Annotated in this window: 20 protein-coding genes; 5 read left to right on the top strand and 15 right to left on the bottom strand. The window is 42.5% G+C overall.

Annotated elements, in window-relative coordinates; all coding sequences use genetic code 11:
* Positions 1-8: 8 nt before the first annotated feature.
* The 11 genes from rbsD to PQ474_RS18805 form a co-directional block, all read right to left on the bottom strand.
* Positions 9-398 carry a D-ribose pyranase gene (rbsD, locus tag PQ474_RS18855; protein ID WP_273846661.1) on the bottom strand — a complete coding sequence of 130 codons (390 nt, stop codon included), beginning with the start codon at positions 396-398 and terminating at the stop codon, positions 9-11.
* 4 nt (positions 399-402) lie between these two features.
* Positions 403-1,287 carry a ribokinase gene (rbsK, locus tag PQ474_RS18850; RefSeq protein ID WP_273846658.1) on the bottom strand — a complete coding sequence of 295 codons (885 nt, stop codon included), beginning with the start codon at positions 1,285-1,287 and terminating at the stop codon, positions 403-405.
* Positions 1,284-2,273 carry a LacI family DNA-binding transcriptional regulator gene (locus PQ474_RS18845; RefSeq protein ID WP_273846655.1) on the bottom strand — a complete coding sequence of 330 codons (990 nt, stop codon included), beginning with the start codon at positions 2,271-2,273 and terminating at the stop codon, positions 1,284-1,286. The genes rbsK and PQ474_RS18845 overlap by 4 nt, the downstream gene beginning before the upstream one ends.
* A gap of 776 nt (positions 2,274-3,049) precedes the next feature.
* A complete protein-coding gene (locus tag PQ474_RS18840; protein WP_273846652.1) occupies positions 3,050-3,757 on the bottom strand; it encodes a MerR family transcriptional regulator in 708 nt (235 codons plus the stop codon).
* Positions 3,758-3,983: 226 nt separating this feature from the next.
* Complete coding sequence (locus PQ474_RS18835) at positions 3,984-4,190, bottom strand: hypothetical protein (RefSeq protein WP_273846649.1); 207 nt, start codon at positions 4,188-4,190, stop codon at positions 3,984-3,986.
* 141 nt (positions 4,191-4,331) lie between these two features.
* The gene (locus tag PQ474_RS18830) at positions 4,332-4,481 is read right to left on the bottom strand and encodes a hypothetical protein (RefSeq protein WP_273846646.1); all 150 of its coding nucleotides are present in this window, start codon (positions 4,479-4,481) and stop codon (positions 4,332-4,334) included.
* 267 nt (positions 4,482-4,748) lie between these two features.
* Complete coding sequence (locus PQ474_RS18825) at positions 4,749-4,949, bottom strand: hypothetical protein (RefSeq protein WP_273846644.1); 201 nt, start codon at positions 4,947-4,949, stop codon at positions 4,749-4,751.
* Between the two features lie 14 nt (positions 4,950-4,963).
* Complete coding sequence (gene nhaC, locus PQ474_RS18820; protein WP_273846640.1) at positions 4,964-6,388, bottom strand: Na+/H+ antiporter NhaC; 1,425 nt, start codon at positions 6,386-6,388, stop codon at positions 4,964-4,966.
* A 35-nt stretch (positions 6,389-6,423) separates the two neighbouring features.
* Positions 6,424-7,548: a M20 peptidase aminoacylase family protein gene (locus PQ474_RS18815; RefSeq protein WP_273846639.1), complete on the bottom strand. Its 1,125-nt coding sequence runs from the start codon at positions 7,546-7,548 to the stop codon at positions 6,424-6,426.
* On the bottom strand, positions 7,545-8,273 hold the full coding sequence (locus PQ474_RS18810) for a GNAT family N-acetyltransferase (RefSeq protein ID WP_273846637.1): 729 nt from the start codon (positions 8,271-8,273) through the stop codon (positions 7,545-7,547). The genes PQ474_RS18815 and PQ474_RS18810 overlap by 4 nt, the downstream gene beginning before the upstream one ends.
* 4 nt (positions 8,274-8,277) lie before the next feature.
* Entirely contained in the window at positions 8,278-9,393 is a 1,116-nt protein-coding gene (locus PQ474_RS18805) for a mandelate racemase/muconate lactonizing enzyme family protein (RefSeq protein ID WP_273846686.1), read from the bottom strand.
* Positions 9,394-9,514: 121 nt separating this feature from the next.
* Between PQ474_RS18805 and PQ474_RS18800 the strand changes: the two genes are divergently transcribed.
* Positions 9,515-10,837, top strand: coding sequence for a helix-turn-helix domain-containing protein (locus PQ474_RS18800; protein WP_273846635.1), 1,323 nt, complete (start codon positions 9,515-9,517; stop codon positions 10,835-10,837).
* 31 nt (positions 10,838-10,868) lie between these two features.
* Here the strand turns inward: PQ474_RS18800 and PQ474_RS18795 are convergent, their stop codons facing one another.
* From PQ474_RS18795 to PQ474_RS18785, 3 genes are all read right to left on the bottom strand, one after another.
* Positions 10,869-11,504 (bottom strand): hypothetical protein, encoded by a 636-nt coding sequence (locus tag PQ474_RS18795; protein ID WP_273846633.1) that lies wholly within the window; start codon positions 11,502-11,504, stop codon positions 10,869-10,871.
* A gap of 175 nt (positions 11,505-11,679) precedes the next feature.
* On the bottom strand, positions 11,680-12,483 hold the full coding sequence (locus tag PQ474_RS18790) for a LysM peptidoglycan-binding domain-containing protein (RefSeq protein ID WP_273846631.1): 804 nt from the start codon (positions 12,481-12,483) through the stop codon (positions 11,680-11,682).
* Between the two features lie 243 nt (positions 12,484-12,726).
* The gene (locus tag PQ474_RS18785) at positions 12,727-13,341 is read right to left on the bottom strand and encodes a TetR/AcrR family transcriptional regulator (protein ID WP_273846629.1); all 615 of its coding nucleotides are present in this window, start codon (positions 13,339-13,341) and stop codon (positions 12,727-12,729) included.
* Positions 13,342-13,501: 160 nt separating this feature from the next.
* Between PQ474_RS18785 and kynU the strand changes: the two genes are divergently transcribed.
* From kynU to PQ474_RS18765, 4 genes are all read left to right on the top strand, one after another.
* Entirely contained in the window at positions 13,502-14,785 is a 1,284-nt protein-coding gene (kynU, locus tag PQ474_RS18780; protein ID WP_273846626.1) for a kynureninase, read from the top strand.
* 2 nt (positions 14,786-14,787) lie between these two features.
* The gene (gene kynB, locus PQ474_RS18775) at positions 14,788-15,429 is read left to right on the top strand and encodes an arylformamidase (protein WP_273846623.1); all 642 of its coding nucleotides are present in this window, start codon (positions 14,788-14,790) and stop codon (positions 15,427-15,429) included.
* Positions 15,430-15,449: 20 nt separating this feature from the next.
* Positions 15,450-16,304: a tryptophan 2,3-dioxygenase gene (kynA, locus tag PQ474_RS18770; RefSeq protein ID WP_273846621.1), complete on the top strand. Its 855-nt coding sequence runs from the start codon at positions 15,450-15,452 to the stop codon at positions 16,302-16,304.
* Positions 16,305-16,453: 149 nt separating this feature from the next.
* Positions 16,454-17,797, top strand: coding sequence for a sodium-dependent transporter (locus PQ474_RS18765; RefSeq protein ID WP_273846618.1), 1,344 nt, complete (start codon positions 16,454-16,456; stop codon positions 17,795-17,797).
* A gap of 162 nt (positions 17,798-17,959) precedes the next feature.
* Here PQ474_RS18765 and PQ474_RS18760 read toward each other — a convergent pair whose 3' ends face one another.
* Positions 17,960-20,353, bottom strand: coding sequence for a GH32 C-terminal domain-containing protein (locus PQ474_RS18760; protein ID WP_273846616.1), 2,394 nt, complete (start codon positions 20,351-20,353; stop codon positions 17,960-17,962).
* Positions 20,354-20,631: the final 278 nt, after the last annotated feature.

Raw genomic sequence — 20,631 nt, 5'->3', positions numbered from 1 at the left:
CACCCCTTTTAGAAAATCACACCAGCCTGAAGAATGATATTCGCGTACGGTGTAATCTCCCCTGTTCGGATAATTACCTTAGCCTCTTGTGTTTCTTTTTTAAAACGCTCATGACTCATAAATTGAATCGGAAATGTATGTTTACACAGTTCACTGTAAACCTTTTCATTATTCTGTTTGACTTCCTCTGCGCAAATAGCACTTTCGACTTCCATATCATTCAACACTTCTTCCAACACGTCCAAAAAAGAAGGCACCCCTTTTTTCAAAGAGAGATCAATACACCTCACATTCTCAGGAATCGGAAGACCGCAATCTCCAATCACGATCGTATCTGTATGTCCAAGCTTTGCGAGAACCTCCGCAATATCTCTATTTAATATTCCATTTTTTTTCATCAAGCTACCTCCACTTTAATATGAATTCCTCTAGTTCCTTTCGTGTAGGCATCCCGCCTTGTGCGCCAAACCGTTGAACAGAGAGCGCTGCAGCTGCATTGGCGAATTCAACTGCTTTTGAAAGTGGCATTTTCTCACTAATTGCAACCGCCAACGCTCCATTAAAAGTATCTCCTGCCCCCGTTGTATCGACTGGCTCTACTCTGAAGGATGGGATCGTGTGAGTAATTCCGTTTTCCCTGAATTTTGCCCCTTTATCTCCCATCGTCACAATAATCTTCCGAGCAATCTCTTCGTGCTCATCCAAACGTAATTCGTTTTCCTCCGTCTCATTAGGAGTAATATACAGAGCTTTGCTCCAAAACTCTTTATCTAATGTTCTAGCCGGGGCTGGATTTAAAATGACAGGAATTCCTGCCTCATGACAAAGATTTAAACAATAGCGAACGGTTTCTAACGGAATTTCAAATTGTAATAACACGAGATCACTCGTTAATAGTTGCTCTTTATGTTCTTCCACGTATTTAGGAGTGACTTGTTCATTGGCTCCTGGGATGACAATAATGCGATTATCGTGATCCGATACAAGGATGGTTGCTACACCTGAACTCGAATGTGTAACCGGTTCCACATTTGTTACAGAAATTCCTTCCTTTTTTAAAACCTCTTGAAGCTGCTCTCCAAAGGCATCATCGCCCACTCTCCCGATAAATTGGACATTCCCTCCTAATCTGGCAGCCGCAACAGCTTGATTGGCTCCCTTTCCACCTGGAATCGTCTCAAAACGTTCTCCAAACGTTGTTTCCCCTTGGACCGGGACCTTTTTTGTGATGGTAACCATATCCATGTTGATGCTTCCAACGACTGTAATAATCGGTTGCTGTTTCATTCGATCTCCTCCTTCCTTTTCGTTGTTTCACGAACAATTAAATTCGTTGATAGTTCAAAGTAAGAGCCTTCTATTGGCTTTTTTTCAATAAGCTTGATTAATAATCTTGCAGCTGTTGCACCCATTTCATAAATAGGTTGGGCAATCGTTGTTAAAGACGGGACTAGCATTTCCCCAAAAGGAATCCCATCATACCCAATAATCTGGATGTCTTCTGGAACACGTTTTCCCATTCTGTTAACAGCCTTCATCGCACCTGCTGCCGTTACATCACTACTAGCAAAAATCCCATCAATGCTTGGATGCTGTTCGAGTAAGTCTCTAGTGACCTGCTCTGATTTCTCAAAGTAAAAATCAGCTTCTCCCACAATACTGGCAACTCCTGCTTTCTCAACCACTTTCCTGAAACCATGCAAGCGATCATCGGCAGTCGCTAACCCCTTTGGTCCACGTAGGTGAGCAATAAATTTACACCCACTTTCAATTAAATGGGTTGTCGCCATTTCGGCCCCTTCTTTATTAGCGGAAACGACAGTTGGAATCTGATCGCCTATAATTCGATCAAGTGCGACCATTGGCACACCTACTTTATCCACTTCCGCAAAAGAGAGTTGGTTCGTCGTTAAAATGATGCCATCGACATATTTCTGCTTCAATGCTTCTAAGTAATTACGTTCCTTCTTTATATCTTCATCTGCATTACAAAGGACAACTGTATACCCATAAGTAAGGGCAATATCCTCCACAGCTCGAGCTAATTCTGGGAAAAAGGGATTCGTAATATCCGGTAAAATCAAACCAATCATTCGCGATGATTTGTTATAGAGCGTTCTAGCTACTGCATTAGGTCTAAAATCTAACTCCTTAATCGCAGCAAGAACCGCTTCTTCCGCTTGCTTACTGACATACCCTTTTTGATTTAACACTCTTGAAACAGTTGCCACTGATACTTGCGCATGTTTTGCGACGTCACGAATTGTTGTCATAAGATCTCCTCAACTTCGATTCGAATCTGTAACCGGTTACACAGATGATAATATAGTTAAAATTATTTGTCAAGGGGGACAGAGGTTCCTCGTCCCCCTTTTATTGAATACGATGAATGACACTCTTTGATATTCCAGTTATTCTTGACAATTGTCTTACTGTCACACCATTCATCTTTTTGAGCTTGACTAAAACAGCATCTCTGTTTTGACTCTCGTTCCCTTTCTCCCGCCTTCTCCTGAGTGGGGGTCAGGCACCACTAGCCATAATCGACAAATTCCGAGTGGTGACAGGCATGAGATATGAAATATTTCGCGGGAAATACAAGGTACGACAAATTTCCACACGCACATAAAAAGGTGAAAGCAGGTAGCAATTCACTATCCACTCTCACTTTTTGTCCATTAGTTCGCTATTAGCTAGTATGACGACTTGTCACACAATATCATGCGGGAGACTTCTTTCGGAGTTCTGTTAATATACATGGAAACCAATCTATAATTATGTATTAATGGAATCAAAATCAACCTAGAATAAACAAGATCGAGTGCGGCCAACCTAAGTTAACCGTCATTGAAATAGCCACCTAACTTGGAGGTCAGTCGCTATTCTTTTGTTGTTTAGATAGACGACATTAGTTATAATAAGTGTAAAAGTTGCTAGTAGCACTAAACTACACTAGTAGACTGAAAGTAAACCACATATTACATAGTTTGTATTTACTTATTCCCCTTTTCCACTTTACCTCACCACTACACATGGGAACAGGAACCTATTATTTACGGAAAATAGAGAAAAGCCTCCCCCATTTATCTTTAGGTTTTTGTATCGCTTCTTCTAAACGTTTATTAAAGTCATTTTGTGAACGCCATTCTCTTTTCTGTTCGTCCCGCATAATTTTTAATTCTTTTTGTAAGAATTCGCTTTTTTGTTTTTCTTGTTGCAGCAATGTTTCGTAATGGGTCTTTTGTTGTTCAGTTAATTTTTCGATTTTAGCATGAGTTTTTTGCGCTGAGTTTCCAATAGTAGAACTTATCACATGATGATCTTGCTGGAGCCGTGAAACCGTTGTTTTAAGCTGAGACATACTGTTTGTCAATTGGGCATTCATTTCACGTGTGGCTGCGAGTTCATTGGATAAAAACATTAAGATCTCTTTTAATTGATTAGGATCGTGGGGTAAATTGTCATATGTATCGGGTATCGCAATCTCTGTTTCATTGAATCCTTCTAATTTTTCTTTTTGTTGATACACAAGGTCTTTAGCTGTATCGTCTAGGGGCTTGTCCGTATCGCGTAACGCTATAAGCGATTCAATATCGGATTGAACAAAGATACGCCGATCGCCATCCTTCAAAAACTCATATCCATTTCGCTCTAAGATTTGGCCATACTTTCGAACAGTGGGGGGGGCAATCCCTGCTTCTTCTGCCACTTCCTTGGTAGAGAAAGATCGTTCATTCGGTTGTATATCATGTCGCATATCGGACCTCCTTTCTATTAAATATGAAGGTTCTTTGATGAATTTGCAAGTTATATCGCCTTGCGATACGAAACATAAAAAAGAGACGTTTAGCCCCTTTCTTCGTAGATTGTCATATGTATCGGGTATCCCAACCTCTGTTTCATTAAATCTTCTAATCTTTCTTTTTGTTGATAGACAAGGTCTTTAGCTGTATCGTCTAGGGGCTTGTCCGTATCGCGTAACGCTATAAGCGATTCGATGTCAGATTGAAAAAAATACGCCAATCTCCATCTTTTAACAACTCATATCCATTTCGCGTTAAGATTTGGTCATACTTTCGAACAGTGGGGATTGCAATGTCAGCTTCTTCTGCCACTTCCTTGGAAGCGAAAGACCGTTCATTTGGTTGACTAAATGTATCGCAAATTGAACCTTCTTTTCTATAAATCATGAAGGTTTTTGATGAATTTACACGTTATATCGCCCCGCGATACGAATCATAAAATAGAACCGATTAGTCCCTTTCTTCGTAGATTGTCATATATATTGGGTATCACAATCTCTGTTTCATTGGTCCTTCTAATCTTTCTTTTTATTGATACACAAGGTCTTTAGCTGTATCGTGTAGGGGCTTATTCGTATCGCGTGCCGCTATGACCGAGTCGATGTCAGTTGAGACTTTATGTAAGAAATCAGCTCTTGTATGGGCGATACGTTCGAAGATACCGTTCCTGACCCTCAACATACTAACTCTTTAACGTATCGGGAGTCAGGTACCTATATCCTTCCATTATGAATGTGTCCAAAAATTTGATTTTTAATGTTGAATTAAGAAAAAGCCCTACGCAACCACACTTGCTTACAAGTGCTATTGGTTAGGGCTCAATACTACTTAATTTCAGACTTAACATACGGCTTCAAAACTGTAGCAATTTCTTCTACTAGCTGTCTTGAATTGACATCAGATGCCCCAGATCCTCTCAAGCAACGGGACGGTTCTCATGTTTCCCTAAATAATAAACCTCTCTTTAAAAGAGGGGCACGCAGCGATCCCAAGAACCACCATCGTTAATAACGGTAATAGATAGGTGAAAACCGCTTGTATGGGTAAACTAATAATGGCAGCCACAACAGCAAATTCCGTAAGTGTACCAGAAATTTTACTTTTTACTTTTGCATTGACTGACCAGTCCAAGAGAACCGTCCCCACGCTCCTCCCCCCCATCAAACTACCTTTCTACCATCCTCATCAACCTTTCCAGCTTCTCCAGGAGGCAAAGGTGTAATAGAAAAACCGGTCCATGCATAAATCAGTGAAATAATAGGGACAACGAAATTCAGTATCGCATATGGTGCATATTCTAAAGGATGAACAGCTAATGTTGCGAAAATGAAGATCGCACATGTATTCCATGGAACAAATACCGATGTGATGGTACCGCCATCCTCAACGGCACGCGATAAGTTTTTCGGATGCAGTCCCTTCTCTCGAAAGCTTTGAGCGTACATTCTTCCTGGAACGACAACAGAGATGTACTGTTCTGCTGCGGTAACATTGGTTAAAAATGCAGTAGAAATGGCCGTTGTCACTAAGCCTTTTCCGGTTTTAGCGACCTTTAAGATTTGGTTCACAATCGACTTAAGCATGCCTGTATTCTCTAACACACCACCAAAGGTCATGGCCACAATCGTTAACGATACGGTGTACATCATGTCGTCAATCCCGCCGCGGTTAAACAAGCTATCAATCATTTCATTTCCAGACTCAATCGAAAATCCACCTTGTAGGGTATTGATCGCATCGCCAATCGCACCGCCTTGGACGAAAACTTGTGCCATTAATCCTAAAATGACCCCAACCGCTAAAGCCGGCAAGGCAGGAACCTTTCGAGCTACTAATAAAATAACAATCGCGGGAACAAGTAATAGCCATGGCGTAATCACAAAATTTGCTTGCAACTGAGTCATGATAGCAGCAATTTGCCCGTCCTCCATCGAAATGCTAGAAAACTGCCTGCCAAGGAACCCATACACGATTAAAGCGATCACAAGACCTGGAATGGTCGTAAAAAACATATGCTTGATATGCTCGAATAGATCAACTCCGACAACCCCGGCGGCTAAGTTGGTTGAATCTGAAAGCGGAGACATTTTGTCACCAAAGTAAGCACCGGAAATAATCGCTCCAGCAATCATCGGTGCTGGGATGCCCATACTTAAGCCGATCCCCATTCCAGCTACACCAATTGTTCCCATCGTCGACCATGAGCTGCCAATCGCAAGAGAGACGATCGCGGCAATGACTGTAATCGAAACAAGGAAGAGAGAAGGAGAGATGAGCTTTAACCCGTAATAAACCATGGTTGCAATAATCCCGCCGCCAATCCATGCGCCAATAATAATTCCGACCATGATGATAATGACGATCGCAGGAAGAGCTAAGCGAATTCCTTTGTAAAGCCCTCCCTCAATTTCCCCCCAGGAAAAGCCGGACTTCCAAGCAACAAGAGCCGCTACTACTGTACCCAGGATCAGCGGGATGTGTGGATCCCCGCCAACAATGACAATCGTATAAGACATCGCTGCAATCATAATAATTAACGGAATGATAGCCCAGCCAAAAGATATCTGCTTTTCTTCATGTTTCATCTTATTTCCTCCGCTCATCAATTTTGTATACGTTTTCAATTATCAACGTTCAAAGTGTTCACAACCGTATGTGCAAGGATTTCAACTCCTGTCAAAATCGTCTCTCGATCGAACGTCATATGAGGATGATGCAGTCCTGGTGTTAAGTTGGCTCCAAGTCCAAGCATCGTTGCTTTAATATGAGGACGTTTAATCGTATAAAAATGAAAATCATCGCCGCCTGATGTGACAATCGGTTTAACGAAATTCTCTTGTCCAAGTACTTTCAAAATAGCTGCCTCCATCATGGCCTCAGCCTGCTTATCTACCTCTGCTGCTGGAACATAGTCAAGTACTTGCAACTGAATCTCGAGATCGTACAGCTTTTCTATCGCCTCGATCGAATTCTCTACTTTCTTTCGAAGCTGCTGCAGGCATTCATTCGTTTGAGCACGCATATCGATTGAGAAAACCGCCGATCCCGGTATAATGTTTGCATGTTCTCCACCGGCTTGGAATTTCGTCATTTTTACCGAATAAGGAACTTGCGGGTCTAAATAGATCCCTTTTAACTGCTCAACGATCGTCGAACCAACTTCAATCGCATTGACACCTAAATGGGGCCGTGCTCCGTGTGTATCTTCGCCGATAATCTTTCCTTTAAAAAATAAGCCAGCTCCATGGATGATTGCGGGTGTCGCTTGACCACCTTTGAGTTCTTGAATTGGCCGTAAATGAACACCGTATAAATAATCGACATCATCGACAACTTGCTTTTCAACGAGTTTCAAAGCGCCATTTCCCACTTCTTCGGCCGGTTGAAAAATAAAACGAATCGTCCCCTTTGGAAGATTCTGATTGTTAAGAGTGAGCAACACCCCAACTGCGATCGTCATATGAGCATCATGGGCGCAAGAATGATTTGCCTGAATCACGCCATTCACTTCTTGACTAAGGGCATCCATATCAGCACGGACCGCAATGACCGGTTGGCCGCTGCCGATCTCAGCAATCAAACCGGTACAATCTGAAAACGTGTTGACCCGAACGCCATGTCTCTCTAGCAACTGTTTGAGATACGCTGTTGTCTTTTTTTCTTTCCAACTTAGCTCAGGGTTGGCATGAAGATGGTCAAATATGTCATTTAATTGAACATGTAGGCTTTTTACGATTGGCTTCATACCTCTTCTCCTGTAGAAGGTTTTGCAAAAAGGATCGTGGTCTCCCCGTTTTCTTCCTCTGTATCGAAACCGTAAAATCCTTCCTGTAACAACACTTTTTGTTGCTCATAATCAGCAATTGGTACGGCTTTGATTGTCTTTCGGTCAAGCAAGGCACTCTGTTCTAAATCCTTGAAAAAAATATATCTCATTTTGCCGCTATATTTCTCTTTGATTTTTGCAATGAGCATCGCTTGTTTAAACTTATCTTTTACACTTGGAACATTGGTCGGGAATACGGTGCAGCAAAGATAACGATACGGAAGCTGAAGCTTGGAAAACTTTTTCATAATCAGCTGAGCTAGTTGATTTTGCAGGCCGTTTCCGCGGTAATCCGGAAGCACGCAGGTTAGTTCTTGATGAACGACTTTTTGTTGTTTGGCTACCGACAGTCCTAAATCACGGCCTAAATTTTCCGGGTCATCGCCCGGAAACAAAAGCGCCCGAAACGCAATCAACTGCTCACCTACAAACGCTCCTATCATTAGTCCCCCTTCGTTGAAAACGTGTTCAAATTCTTCAAGAGTAAGAGACTGCAGGGATTCTTTTACTTGGAGATGCTCTACAACGTGCTGTTGAACCTGTAAAATTTGCGATCGATGCTGATCGTTCAGAGTTTGAACTTGAACATCTTCATAAGAATGTGTTGCTTGATTCAACAACGTTCCTTGATAAAGGATTTCCATGCTATCATTCCTCTCTCATAACATCATGCATGTCTGTTAACTCCTGAAGCACATCTTCATCCACTTCGACGCCAAGTCCCGGAAGATCGTTTAGTCGAATAAAAGGAAGATCAAATGATAAATCACCGACATCCTTTGTGAATTTTAATGGGCCTGTTAACTCAACACTTGTAATGTTTTTCTTGGAAAAGGAAAGATGAAATCCTGCTGCTGACGCGATGGATGATTCGACCATTGAGCCAACCTGGCATGTTATTCCGGCCATCTCCGCTTGATGAACGAGCTTCATCGCTGGATAGATCCCGCCGCATTTCATTAATTTAATGTTTACTTTATCCGCCGCTCGCTTGGCAATGATCTCACGCATCTCTCGTTGGTTATGCAAGGCTTCATCCGCCATCACCGGAACCATACTTTTTTGCTTTACTTCTAACAAAGCGTCGAGATCATCGGCTAAAACAGGCTGCTCAATCCAATCCATCTGTAAGTCTTCCACTTTATGTAACACAGACAACGTATCCGCACTCGTCTTCCAGCCCTGGTTAGCATCGACACGAATCACAATCTCGTTTCCGACTTTTTCACGAACCGCGCGAATTCTCTCGATATCTTTTCGTTTATCTGTTCCGACTTTTAGTTTTAAAATCTTGTATCCTTGATCGACCGCTTGCTTCGCTTGCTCGGCCATTTCCTCCGGTTCGAGAATGCTTACCACATGAGCAACTGGAAACTCTTCATGAAACTTCCCGCCTAATAGTTGATAGACCGGTTGTTTAAGCGCTTTGCCGATCAGGTCATAGCACGCAATATCAATGGCTGCTTTGGCTGCCGGTGCGCCGTGGATGGTTTGATTCATGATGTCGTGAATTTTTTCTAGATGAAAAGGATTTTCTCCTAAAATAGCTGGAACCAACGTATGTTTTAGCACTTGATAGGTACTAGCCCACGTCTCTCCTGTCACATGTTCGTCTGCAACCGCTTCACCGTAGCCGATTAATCCAGCGTCTGTTTCCATTTTTACAATGATAGAAGGCATAGATGTGTACGTTGCATAGCTTACGATAAACGGTTCTCTTAAAGGAAGATGGATTCCATAAATATGAACAGCGGTAATTTCCATCATGTTTTCGCCCCTTTTACACATATTTTATATGTCGCTTGGTTGTCGCTAATTAAATACTATGATATATTTTTATTAATATTTCGTCAATTGCGACTTTTCTTTTTTAAGGAGAGAACATATGAAAATAAAAATGGCTGTATTTGGTTCACAAGATTCTTTCGAACAAATTAAAGCTTATGAACATCAATTAAAAAATATTGAAATGGTTCCTTATATCTATACAGACCCACGTGATACGGTCAACCTTATCAAAAAACTTGAGCCATGTGATATTCTTTATTTCTCCGGTCTGCTGCCTTATTTTTATGCAACACTAGAAAGACAAAAGCTGCAGATTCCGGCTGTTTATCCATCCTTTAACGAACATGCGCTGACTTTATCGCTTTTCTATATAAAGCAGCACCATGAAATCCCTATGGAGCGCCTATCGATTGATTTAGTAGATCGATCCTATCTCACTAATGTCCTAAACGATTTGCAAATAACGCCGAAACACCTCCACGTCAAAGACTATCCAACGATCTTAGGAGAACAGGAAGGGAACTTTGATCTAGATGAGATTGAAGCGTTTCACACAGCATTATGGGATCAGGGAAAGACAAGCCTTGCCTTAACAAGCATACACGCGATCTTCAACCGCTTGACCGAAAAAGGGATACCGTGCCTGAAAATGCTCGACCCACAAAATAGCATCATTGACTCGTTAAAAGAAGCCAAAACGATCGTAGAGTTACAGAAGCGTAATCGGTCACAAATTGCCATTGGCCTCATAACGATCGATTCTAGCGAATCATCTAAGCCTTTATCCGAAGAGGTGCTTGTTATTCAAAACCAGCTGGCTGAATTTGCAAAAATCATTCAAGCGTCGATTCAAATGAAGGATGACTGCGTGAAAGTTTTCGGGACAAAAGGCAGCATTGAAGATGCGACGAGCCAATTTCAATCATTCCCCTTACTGTCTGACATCGAACAAGAGACAGCGACAGGGATTCACATCGGATTTGGATTTGGTATGACCATGAAAGAGGCAGAAAGCAATGCGGAAATGGCTTTAACCTATGCGAGGAAGTCTTCCTATAAACAAAGTGTGTTTATTATGACGGAGGAAAAAAGAATCATCGGTCCATTAAACGAAAAGAAAAAGGAGCACAACATCCAAACAGAAAACGAAGAACGACAAACCCTTGCAAAAGCCCTTCAAATAAGCACAGCGAACCTAGATAAGGTCATCCAATTTGTGAAAACAAGAGACACCTCTCCCTTCACTTCAAATGATCTTGCCGATTATTTAGGCGTAGGCCGCCGAACAGCGGAGCGACTCCTGAAAAAATTTGCAACGCATGGATACCTGTCTACCGTTGGGGAAGAAATGCCTTATACGAAAGGGCGGCCAAGAGCCGTTTATGAATTGAAATTGTCGGTGAAAGTGATGGAGAATTGAGGGGTGCCTGGCACCGCAACGGCACCCCAACCTACTCATCAAACGCATCAGGATACACCGTTGTATCAAACACCTCACCTGTCTCAGCATTTTCAAAATGTACCGTTACTTTAATATGATCTGGATCATCTCCATTAAATAGTTGATAATACATTCCTGTCATCGCCAGCCCTAATGCCGCGAACCCATCCAAACTGTTTTCAAAAGCTTCTTGATCAACGACTAAAGTAAACTCAGAATAGGAGTTATGAGCCGTTACATCCTGAATGGACGGATAGTCTTCACTTTCTTTTATTTCCTCAAGGTTTTCGTTAATTCTTTCTTCCATCTCCTTCATCATCTCATTATGTGTCGCCCTAGACATTTCATAAGTCAGCGAGCCATCTTCGTTTTCTGTCGCTTCTCTTACACCAGCTTCTTCAGCATCCGCAATCAATTGCTCTAGATCTTGCCCTTCAATCATACTGGGAGGGATTGTAATCACGACGTTTAAAAGACCTTTATCAACGTCAACCGACTGATCCTCGTCAACGACCTCTCCCTCTTCAACTGGTGCAGGTTCCACCTCTTCTTCCGTAACCACCTCATCCATTGCTTCCGGTTCACCACATCCTGAAATCATAGCAAAAAATAAAGCGAGCATCATCAATGTGATTGCTTTTTTCATATGTAAAATGCCTCCTGTCTCTTTCTGTAATCCAATCACCATGTCCTTTTAGTACTTATGTAACTAAAACAGATAACGGAAAGTCAAGCTGCTAGTAGTATAACCGTTATGGAAAAAGTTATCGCAGGGAAGCAAGGGAGCAAAGGGACGGTTCGTCCCCGCGCTTCCTCCCGATTTAAAACAAAACTCTCGTCTGAACAAGATCTTGAACAGATCCATCCATGGCACTTCTCGTATACACTTGCAGTACGCCTGCATTTGTAGTTGGCGCCCGATCAAAAGAAATCGAATCTCGAAACCGGCTATAGGAAGGGGCACCGAATTCTGCGGTTGTGAAAGTTTCATTCGTAATGATGACGTCGTTATCATCAACCACTCGGTAAAGGACATTGGCTTCAAAGGCTCTCGCATACCCAGATATGACTTGATTATCACGAATAACGGTGCCTGGGAAGGGCTGTGTGACAACCATATTCTCTGACATCTGAAGCGGGATTATGAGTCTCATGCCTGAATAAAGTACATCCGGTGACAGGGTCGGCCGATCTTGATTGGCCTGAAGAATATCCGGTAGGGCAATCCCTGTTCTTTCTGAAATCGATACAAGCGAATCTCCTGTCTCTACTTCATATATCACCGCTGGGATTTGAATTTGCTGCTTAGGAAAAATGAAATTTGGATTTTGAATGGTCTTGTTTATTCCAACTAAAAGCTCTGGGTAAGCTGAAAAGCGCTGAGATATAGTTCCTACCGTATCACCAGCTTGAATAACGTATAGCGTGACGGTCTCATTTGAAATTACTTTTGGTATGACGAGGATTTGATTCGGATAGATCACATATGGGTCAACGAAAGGGGGATACAAGACATTGGCAAGAGTAATAGCATCGACGGTACTTCCATACTGTACAGAAAGGCTGTAAACCGTATCACCTGGTTGAACCGTATGCAAAATATGCGTTCCAAACATTATAGCCATCTACACCGCTCCTTTTTCTTCAATACTGATAGGTATGTTAGAAGACCGAGGAGATATACCTCAGGGAGGGACAAAGGGAGCAAAGGGACGGTTCTCTTGCTTCCTTAATCATAAAGAGAAGTGCTGGTAGCACTTCTCTAAAAATGCTTATTCTTTTATCAAAACCACGCTTTGGCTGCCCTCACTGCACGGAGTGGTTCTGTGGTTCGTTAGAGGAAGCATGAGAACCGTCCCCGCGCTTCCTCAATACAACCCATCCACATACAACTGCGTCAAATTCATAATCACGTCATCGATCGAGAATAAATTGTCTCCCTTTACACAATCCCACATAAACATTTCGTTTGCATAAAACCAGCCGCGTGCGACGAGGACAGGGTTGAAGGTTGGGTTGGCTAGGCCCTTTTTTTGTGAGTAGCGAACATCGACAGAAATTCGTTCAATAAATCGTTCACGAATCAGATTCCATCTTTGTTCCACCTCTTGTGAGACTCCGATTGCTTCTTTGATCACGTTCATCATCGCTTTCTCTTCTACCGCAAGCATGAGAAACAAGCGAACTTGCTCGGAAATTTGCTCTTGCGCTTCGCCCTTTGACTTCGGTTCAAACGACTGCTCCGCTACTTGGTAGAATTTCTCCATGACTTCTTCCATTAACACAATCAAAAGATCATCTTTATTTTTAAAATAGACATAGGCTGTTCCATATCCGGTATGGGCTCGTTTAATCATTTGAGAAATCGTTGCTTTTTGGAAGCCATTTTCTAGAAAGATCGCTTTTCCCGCATCCAACAGATTCTTTCTCGTTTGAATAGCTTGACGCTCCCTTACCGTTAAGTTTTCATTTTCGTTCGCCACATGCTACACCTCGTTTGATTTCTCTGTAATCCTTATTCTACAAGGTTATTCTTTTGAATACAATGTTACCATAACTAATTGACACGATGTCATTGACATTGTGTCAATTATTGTAATATAATTCGAATCAGAAGATTACTCTATTGAGGAGGAGTTTTACATGTCCGTTGGTAACGCTTACAAAAGAGAATACGCGCTTGGTTTAGATAAACAAGATGGTCTTGCCTCTTTTCGTCAAGAGTTCTACGTAAAGGAAGGAAGTATCTATCTTGACGGGAATTCGCTTGGCCTGCTTTCGAAACGAGCAGAACAAACATTATTCAGTTTACTAGATTCATGGAAAAACTACGGCATTGACGGATGGACTCAAGGGGAGCATCCTTGGTTTTACTTATCCGAAAACTTAGGAAAGACCTTAGCTCCACTTGTAGGGGGATCGCCAGAGGAAGTGATCGTGACAGGGTCGACAACCGTGAACCTGCATCAATTAGTGAGTACGTTTTATAAACCAGAAGGAAAGAGAACGAAAATCTTAGCCGATGAGTTAAATTTTCCGAGTGATATATATGCCTTGAAGAGTCAGCTTGCTTTAAAAGGCTATGACCCTAGCGAACATTTAATAGAAGTGAGTAGTTCTGACGGCCATACGTTGAATGAAGATGACATCATCCAGGAAATGAAGGAAGATATCGCCCTCATTGTCTTACCAAGTGTTCTGTACCGTAGTGGTCAGATTTTGGATATGAAGCGTTTAACGGCAGAAGCTCATAAGCGCAACATTTTCATTGGCTTTGATTTGTGTCATTCGGTCGGCTCGATCCCTCACCAGTTGAGTGAATGGGACGTTGATTTTGCTTTTTGGTGCAATTACAAACATTTAAATGGCGGTCCTGGTGGCGTTGGTGGTTTGTTTGTGAATCAGAAACATTTTGGCAGACACCCTGGCCTTGCTGGCTGGTTTAGTTCTCGCAAAGATAAGCAGTTTGATATGGATCACACCTTAACACCAGCTGAAGACGCTGGCGCTTTTCAAATGGGAACCCCTCATGTATTGAGTCTGGCTCCATTAATTGGCTCGCTCTCGATCTTTAAAGAAGCCGGCATGGAAAACATTCGAGCTAAATCACTAAAGTTGACTCAATACTTAATGGACCTGATTGAACACGAACTTTCGGAGTACGGCTTGACGATTCAAAACCCGAAAGAAGATCATAGACGAGGCGGTCACATTTATCTTGAACATCCAGAGGCTGCAAGAATTTGTAAAGCGTTAAAAGAAGAAAAGATCATCCCAGACTTCCGTACGCCAAACGGCATTCGCCTTGCTCCGGTGGCCCTTTATAATACGTTTGAAGAAGTGTGGGAAAGTGTTCAAATCTTAAAACGGATCATGAAAGAAGAACGCTATAAGCAGTTTAAAAATGAACGTGAAGTGGTGGCGTAATCATGAGTAAACAACCTGCAAACAAATCGTGGATCGATGTTTCACAGCCTTTGCATGACAAGCTTGCCCATTGGCCAGGCGACACCCCTTTTCACTATGAAGTGACGTATTCGAAGGAACAAACAGGTTCTGTGAATATCGGACAAATGACGATGAGTGTTCATTCCGGGACTCACGTCGACGCTCCTTTTCATTTTCTCAATGACGGGGCGAAGATATTAGATTTAGATATCAATGTCTTTATCGGCGAGGCCCGTGTGATTGATCTTTCTGCCTTTGAAAAAATCGATCACGCTGCCCTAAGTCAGTTTGATTTAGACGGCGTTACGCGTCTATTGATCAAAACAGCGGTTCCCAATCAACCAGACCGTTTTCCTGAGAGCATTCCTTATGTAACCGCAGATGGTGCTGCTTACTTACAGGAAAAAGGCGTGCGCTTAATTGGGGTCGATGTCCCTTCTGTCGACGCACTAGACAGCAAAGAGCTAGAAGGACATCATGCTTTATTCAAGCACCAGATTCACATCTTAGAAAACCTGATGCTTGACCGTGTCGAAGAAGGCGATTATGAGCTAATTGCTCTGCCATTGCCATTAAAAGACGCCGATGGAAGTCCAGTCAGAGCGGTAATTAGACCACTCTAAAACATTCAAGGAGGCTTATGATGACGAACAAAGAAACGTATCAAAATAAAGCAACAGAAGCGGAAAAAGGCATTCATACTGATTTTAAAAACAACATGACGTACGGCGAGTATTTACAGTTAGATAGCCTTCTTTCGAGTCAAACTCGTTTATCCGATCACCATGATGAAATGCTTTTCATCGTCATCCATCAAGTGAGTGAGCTTTGGATGAAGCTTATCTTGCATGAGACAAATGCGGCGATCGAGTCGATTCAAGCTGATGACCTGCAAACTTCTTTTAAACGTTTGGCTCGTGTCTCAAAAATTCAATCGCAAATTATTCAAGCGTGGGACGTTCTTTCAACCCTAACGCCAGCTGAGTACATGGAATTCCGTGACTCACTTGGTCAAGCTTCTGGTTTCCAGTCTTACCAATATCGCTTAATCGAGTTTGCTCTTGGTTATAAAACGGGTCATATTCTAAAAATCTATGAAAAAGACTCAGAGCTTCATCAGACGCTTGAGCAAGCCTATCATGCTCCAAGTTTGTATGACGTATCGATACAAGCTCTTGCCAAAGCAGGATTACCGGTTAATCCAGCAATGGTGAATCGCGATTACTCCAAACCATATGAAGCAGATGAATCGGTCCGCGAAGCTTGGTTAACAGTATACCGTGATGTGGAGCAATATTGGGATTTATATCAATTGGGAGAAAAACTAGTCGATATTGAAGATTGGCTTCAACAATGGCGCTTCCGTCATATGAAAACCGTTGAACGCATCATTGGATTTAAAGTAGGAACGGGCGGATCTTCTGGTGTGAACTACTTGAAAAAAGTTCTAGACCAACGCTTTTTCCCTGAGCTATGGGATTTACGAACAGAAATTTAACCTGGTGCCTGCCCCGCTTAAAAGTCCCTTTTAGCAGATTCAAGGCCACTGGAACATACACCTTTTTCAGTGGCCTCCCTTTTCAGTATAAAAGGTAGCGGGGAAACAACATCAGCTAAGTAAAAAATCACGTAGCAAAGGATGGTATTATGAGTGAAAATCGCGAACAATGGTCATCTAAATTAGGATTTATTCTGGCAACAGCCGGAGCGGCGATTGGCTTAGGAGCCATTTGGAAATTCCCCTATGTCGCAGGGATGAACGGCGGCGGCGCCTTTTTCCTTATCTTCATCGCCTTTACCGTTGTCATTGGCCTTTCGATGCTGATTTCTGAATTTGTGATTGGAAGAGGCGCAAAGAAAGAAGCGATCACGGCTTATCAAACGTTAGCGCCTAATAGCCTTTGGGTTTGGGTCGGTCGCCTTGGTGTAATCGGGTGCTTCTTATTACTTTCTTTTTACAGTGTCGTAGGGGGCTGGGTCCTGCTTTACTCTGGACTCGCCGTTTCTGGTAACATCATTCATGAAAGCGCTAACTACGGTCAGTTATTTGGGCAAGTGACGAGTACGCCTTGGATGGGGTTAACGGGTTTAGCTTTATTCTTACTGATTAACGTGATCGTCTTATCATTTGGCATTAAAAACGGGATCGAAAAAGCTAGTAAGTATTTAATGCCACTGCTTTTTGTTTTCTTCATTATTCTTGTCGGCCGTTCCCTGACGTTAGAAGGAGCGATGGAAGGGGTTCGCTTTTTCCTACAGCCTGATTTCTCGAATATAACAGGGGAATCGATCTTATATGCACTTGGGCAATCCTTTTTCTCTTTAGCGGTTGGGTTCTCTTGCATGGTTACATATAGTTCTTACTTAGACAGAAAAGAAAGCATTCCGCAAGCAGCATCATCGGTTGTCTTCATGAACATCTTTGTTTCCTTACTAGCGGGTCTTGCTATCTTTCCAGTGGTGTTCTCGTTTGGGCTTGAACCAGCAGAAGGTCCTGGATTACTATTCATCGTCCTGCCAACCGCATTCTCGCAAATGCCACTTGGTTCTGTGTTCTTAAGCTTATTTTTACTATTATTTCTGTTTGCCACTTTAACCTCCTCGTTTAGTTTGCTTGAGATTATCATCTCTGCCTTTACAGAGGACGGGAAACGTTCACGAAGCAAGGTAGCTCTCGTTTCAGGAATCGTGGTTTTCTTAGCTGGAATACCAGCAGCGTTATCCTTTGGTGTCCTTCAAGATGTGCTGATTTTTGGCTTATCCGTGTTTGATGCGACCGACTATCTCGTTAGTAACATCATGCTGCCACTAGGAAGCTTGCTCATTGCTTTATTTATCTCCTACCGAATGGATCAACACCTCATCGCCAGTGAGTTTCAAGCAGGGAATACACTCTCTCCTACTTGGTTCTCCACATGGAAGTTTCTGATGAGATGGATGGTTCCGGTTACGATTATGATTGTGTTTATTAATATGATTGGTTTGTTTTAGGAGAGCGACTGAGCCTACTAATGCAAAAAAAAGAAGAAGGAACCCCGCACTCTGCTTGATCGGAGTGAGGCGGTTCCTTCTTTTTTTGGTTTTGAGAAAATCCTGGTGATGCCAGGTACCGCAGTCAAGAGGAAGCAAGAGAACCGTCCCCCCGCTTCCCAACTAATACGCGCTTCCCATTCTCCATACATTCATTTTCTTCACTTCAGACTCTCCTTCTGTAAACAATTCTAGATAGAGAGAATCGTCTCTTGATGGATAGACGCGTGTTGTTAAACTATTTACGCCATTTATATAGGCTTCAACCATGGAGCGGTCAAGAAAGAGACGGAGGCGTAAAAGGTCGCCTTCAAACTCCACTTTTCCTCCTTGAATTCCTTTTTCCACATGATCTGAAAGACTGGAGCGCTCTCGATCGACATTCATCGTTTGTTCGTCAAAATCATAGAATAAGAGCGTTTCTTCCTCTTGATCTGGTGATTGACGAACTTTTATCCCGACTTTTTGAGCTGCTTTTCTTTCTATTTCTAATTCAATTTCAAGCATGTCTCCACTGAGGTCTGCTATTTGTTGGTTCACGTCTTCTATGGTAGAAGGGGTGTCGAGTGCATAAAGGTGTTCTTCTCTTAAACGTTCTACTTCCTGAACAGGTTGCACTCCTAGACGATGATTGTCACGAAGCGATAGGACGATTGGTAAACCAGCATTGTGAGCCCATCCGGCATTGTATCGACTTTCTTCGGTTCTTCTATCCTGTGTAATCGAAAAAACAATGGCTCGGCCTTGATCATCGACCATTCCACTTGGTCCTGTAAAGTGTTCGCCGACATCTAGCAACTGCGGATCTTCTTGATCAGGGATAAACTGATAGGTTTCATCATCCCACGAGCCGATCCAATACCAGACGTATTTCACCGCATATTCACTATCACCGTCAAACCATGGATTAATGAGAAAAACATATTTTTCTTCCCCGCTATCGTTTTCCCCAATCGGTAATAGAATGGGAAGCTCCCACACATCACCCGTTTCCGGATAGTTGAGGACATTTCCGATCATAAGAGGATGCTCATAATGCCAATCGATTAAGTTATCTGATGTGTAAACAAGCGCGGTTCCTCCAACTGATTCCTCGCCATCTTTTATTCCTGAACCCACAAGTTGGACCCATTTATCTCCAGATTTAAAAACAAACGGATCTCTAAATTGACCATGCCAAACCGTTCCTTTTTCCGTTTGAATCTCTTCTTCTTGAATCGTTACGGGTTCTGGATGCTTAATCCAATCAACTAAATCAGGATTTTGATCATCTAAAAACGTACTTCTTGCTAGACCTGTCATTTGATTTGGCCTCATGCTATCATTTCCTGCGGTAAAAAATAGAGCAGGGTTGCCTTCATCATCGATAATCGAATCGCCAGACCATACACCATCAGGGTCGACTTGATCTGCTTCAGGGGCTAAGGCAATGGGTAAGTCTCTCCAGTGAATGAGATCATCACTGACTGCATGTCCCCAGTGAATACCGCCCCAATAAGGACCAGCTGGATTAAACTGATAAAATAAATGGTACTGTCCGTTAAAATATAGCGGTGCATGCGGTTCGTTCATCCAATGCTCTGGGGGGGTAAAATGGTACTGGGGTCGATGACGATCCCCTTCATATCTGCTTCTGTCCCAAGCAAGTTCCGAACTAGGGTCAGGAAGCCCTTCACCCAAAAATGGATTAAAACGCTCCTCAATGATATGCGGTTCAAGTGCGGTTTGATAAAGTTTCACCTCATCAATTAACCCATTAAACATACTCGCATCAAATGTATCACTTATTTTAGCAGGGTCATTATTTTTTCCGATTCGAAGTTCTTGATCGGGTAAGGCGACCTGAGTATGAGGCGGAATCTCTAGACGGCCCGCTTGTTCGCCATTACGATAAAGGACGACTTCGTTTCTCTCTTGAGAAAAAACAGCAACAAGATGGGACCATTCATTTCTTGGAAGTCTAAATTCCTCATCTGCCCACACTTCCAACCATTCCTCACCTGTCCCAAATTGGAACGACCATGTTCCATGACGAAAGACACCTAATTGAAAGCCTTGATTTTCCTCTTTATGATGAAAGCTAATAATGGAAGAAAGCTTTCCTTCATTTCCCCATTCAAACGCACGAGGGGCCACCCAAGCTTCAATGGTCATCGCATCTTCTGGAAGATGTAATCCCGATGTATCTGCCGAAACCCAGGTTGAGTAACCATCAAACAGCAAAGCATTTCCTGAAATCCCCTGTTTCCAAAGTGGATCGCTGCTCGGTTTATCAACGGCATCGTTAAAAACATAATGAATGTGGTGCTCTTGATTGGAACGTGTTTCAACGGTAGTCGTACCTGTTCCTTCATCAAATTTCCATAAGGCAGCCACTCCCTCTAACGATTCATCTTCTTGTTGTAGTTCAGGCGGCTCCTCTTCAACTTGCTCTTGCTCATTACTTAATTCTTCGGTCTTAAACCAGATGATTAGTGCTGTAACAATAATAAAAAAGATTACTAGATAACGTTTCATGATGCTCCTCACTTTCCTATATGAAAATTAGATGAAAGCAGCCTCTCACTTTAACCATAAAAGGGTGACTCATGATCATTATTTGATGACACCTTGTCCTATATCACCATATGCATACGGTCATGATTCAAAGCAATTGCGGGCATCCCACCAAAATGTTCAAGTGATATTAAGGAGTTAGAAGACCAACGTCTGCAATCGTTTTGTCTCCAAGGTTAGTAAAGTGTACAAAGCTAATGACCGTTCTAAAAGGGAACCATATACAATGACGCTCAGTA

The sequence above is a fragment of the Halalkalibacter alkalisediminis genome (assembly GCF_028610705.1).
In the GTDB taxonomy this organism is placed as follows: Bacteria; Bacillota; Bacilli; order Bacillales; family Bacillaceae_D; genus Halalkalibacter; species Halalkalibacter alkalisediminis.
Note: the sequence above shows the minus strand (reverse complement) of the source record. Positions and strands in the feature narration are given on the sequence as shown.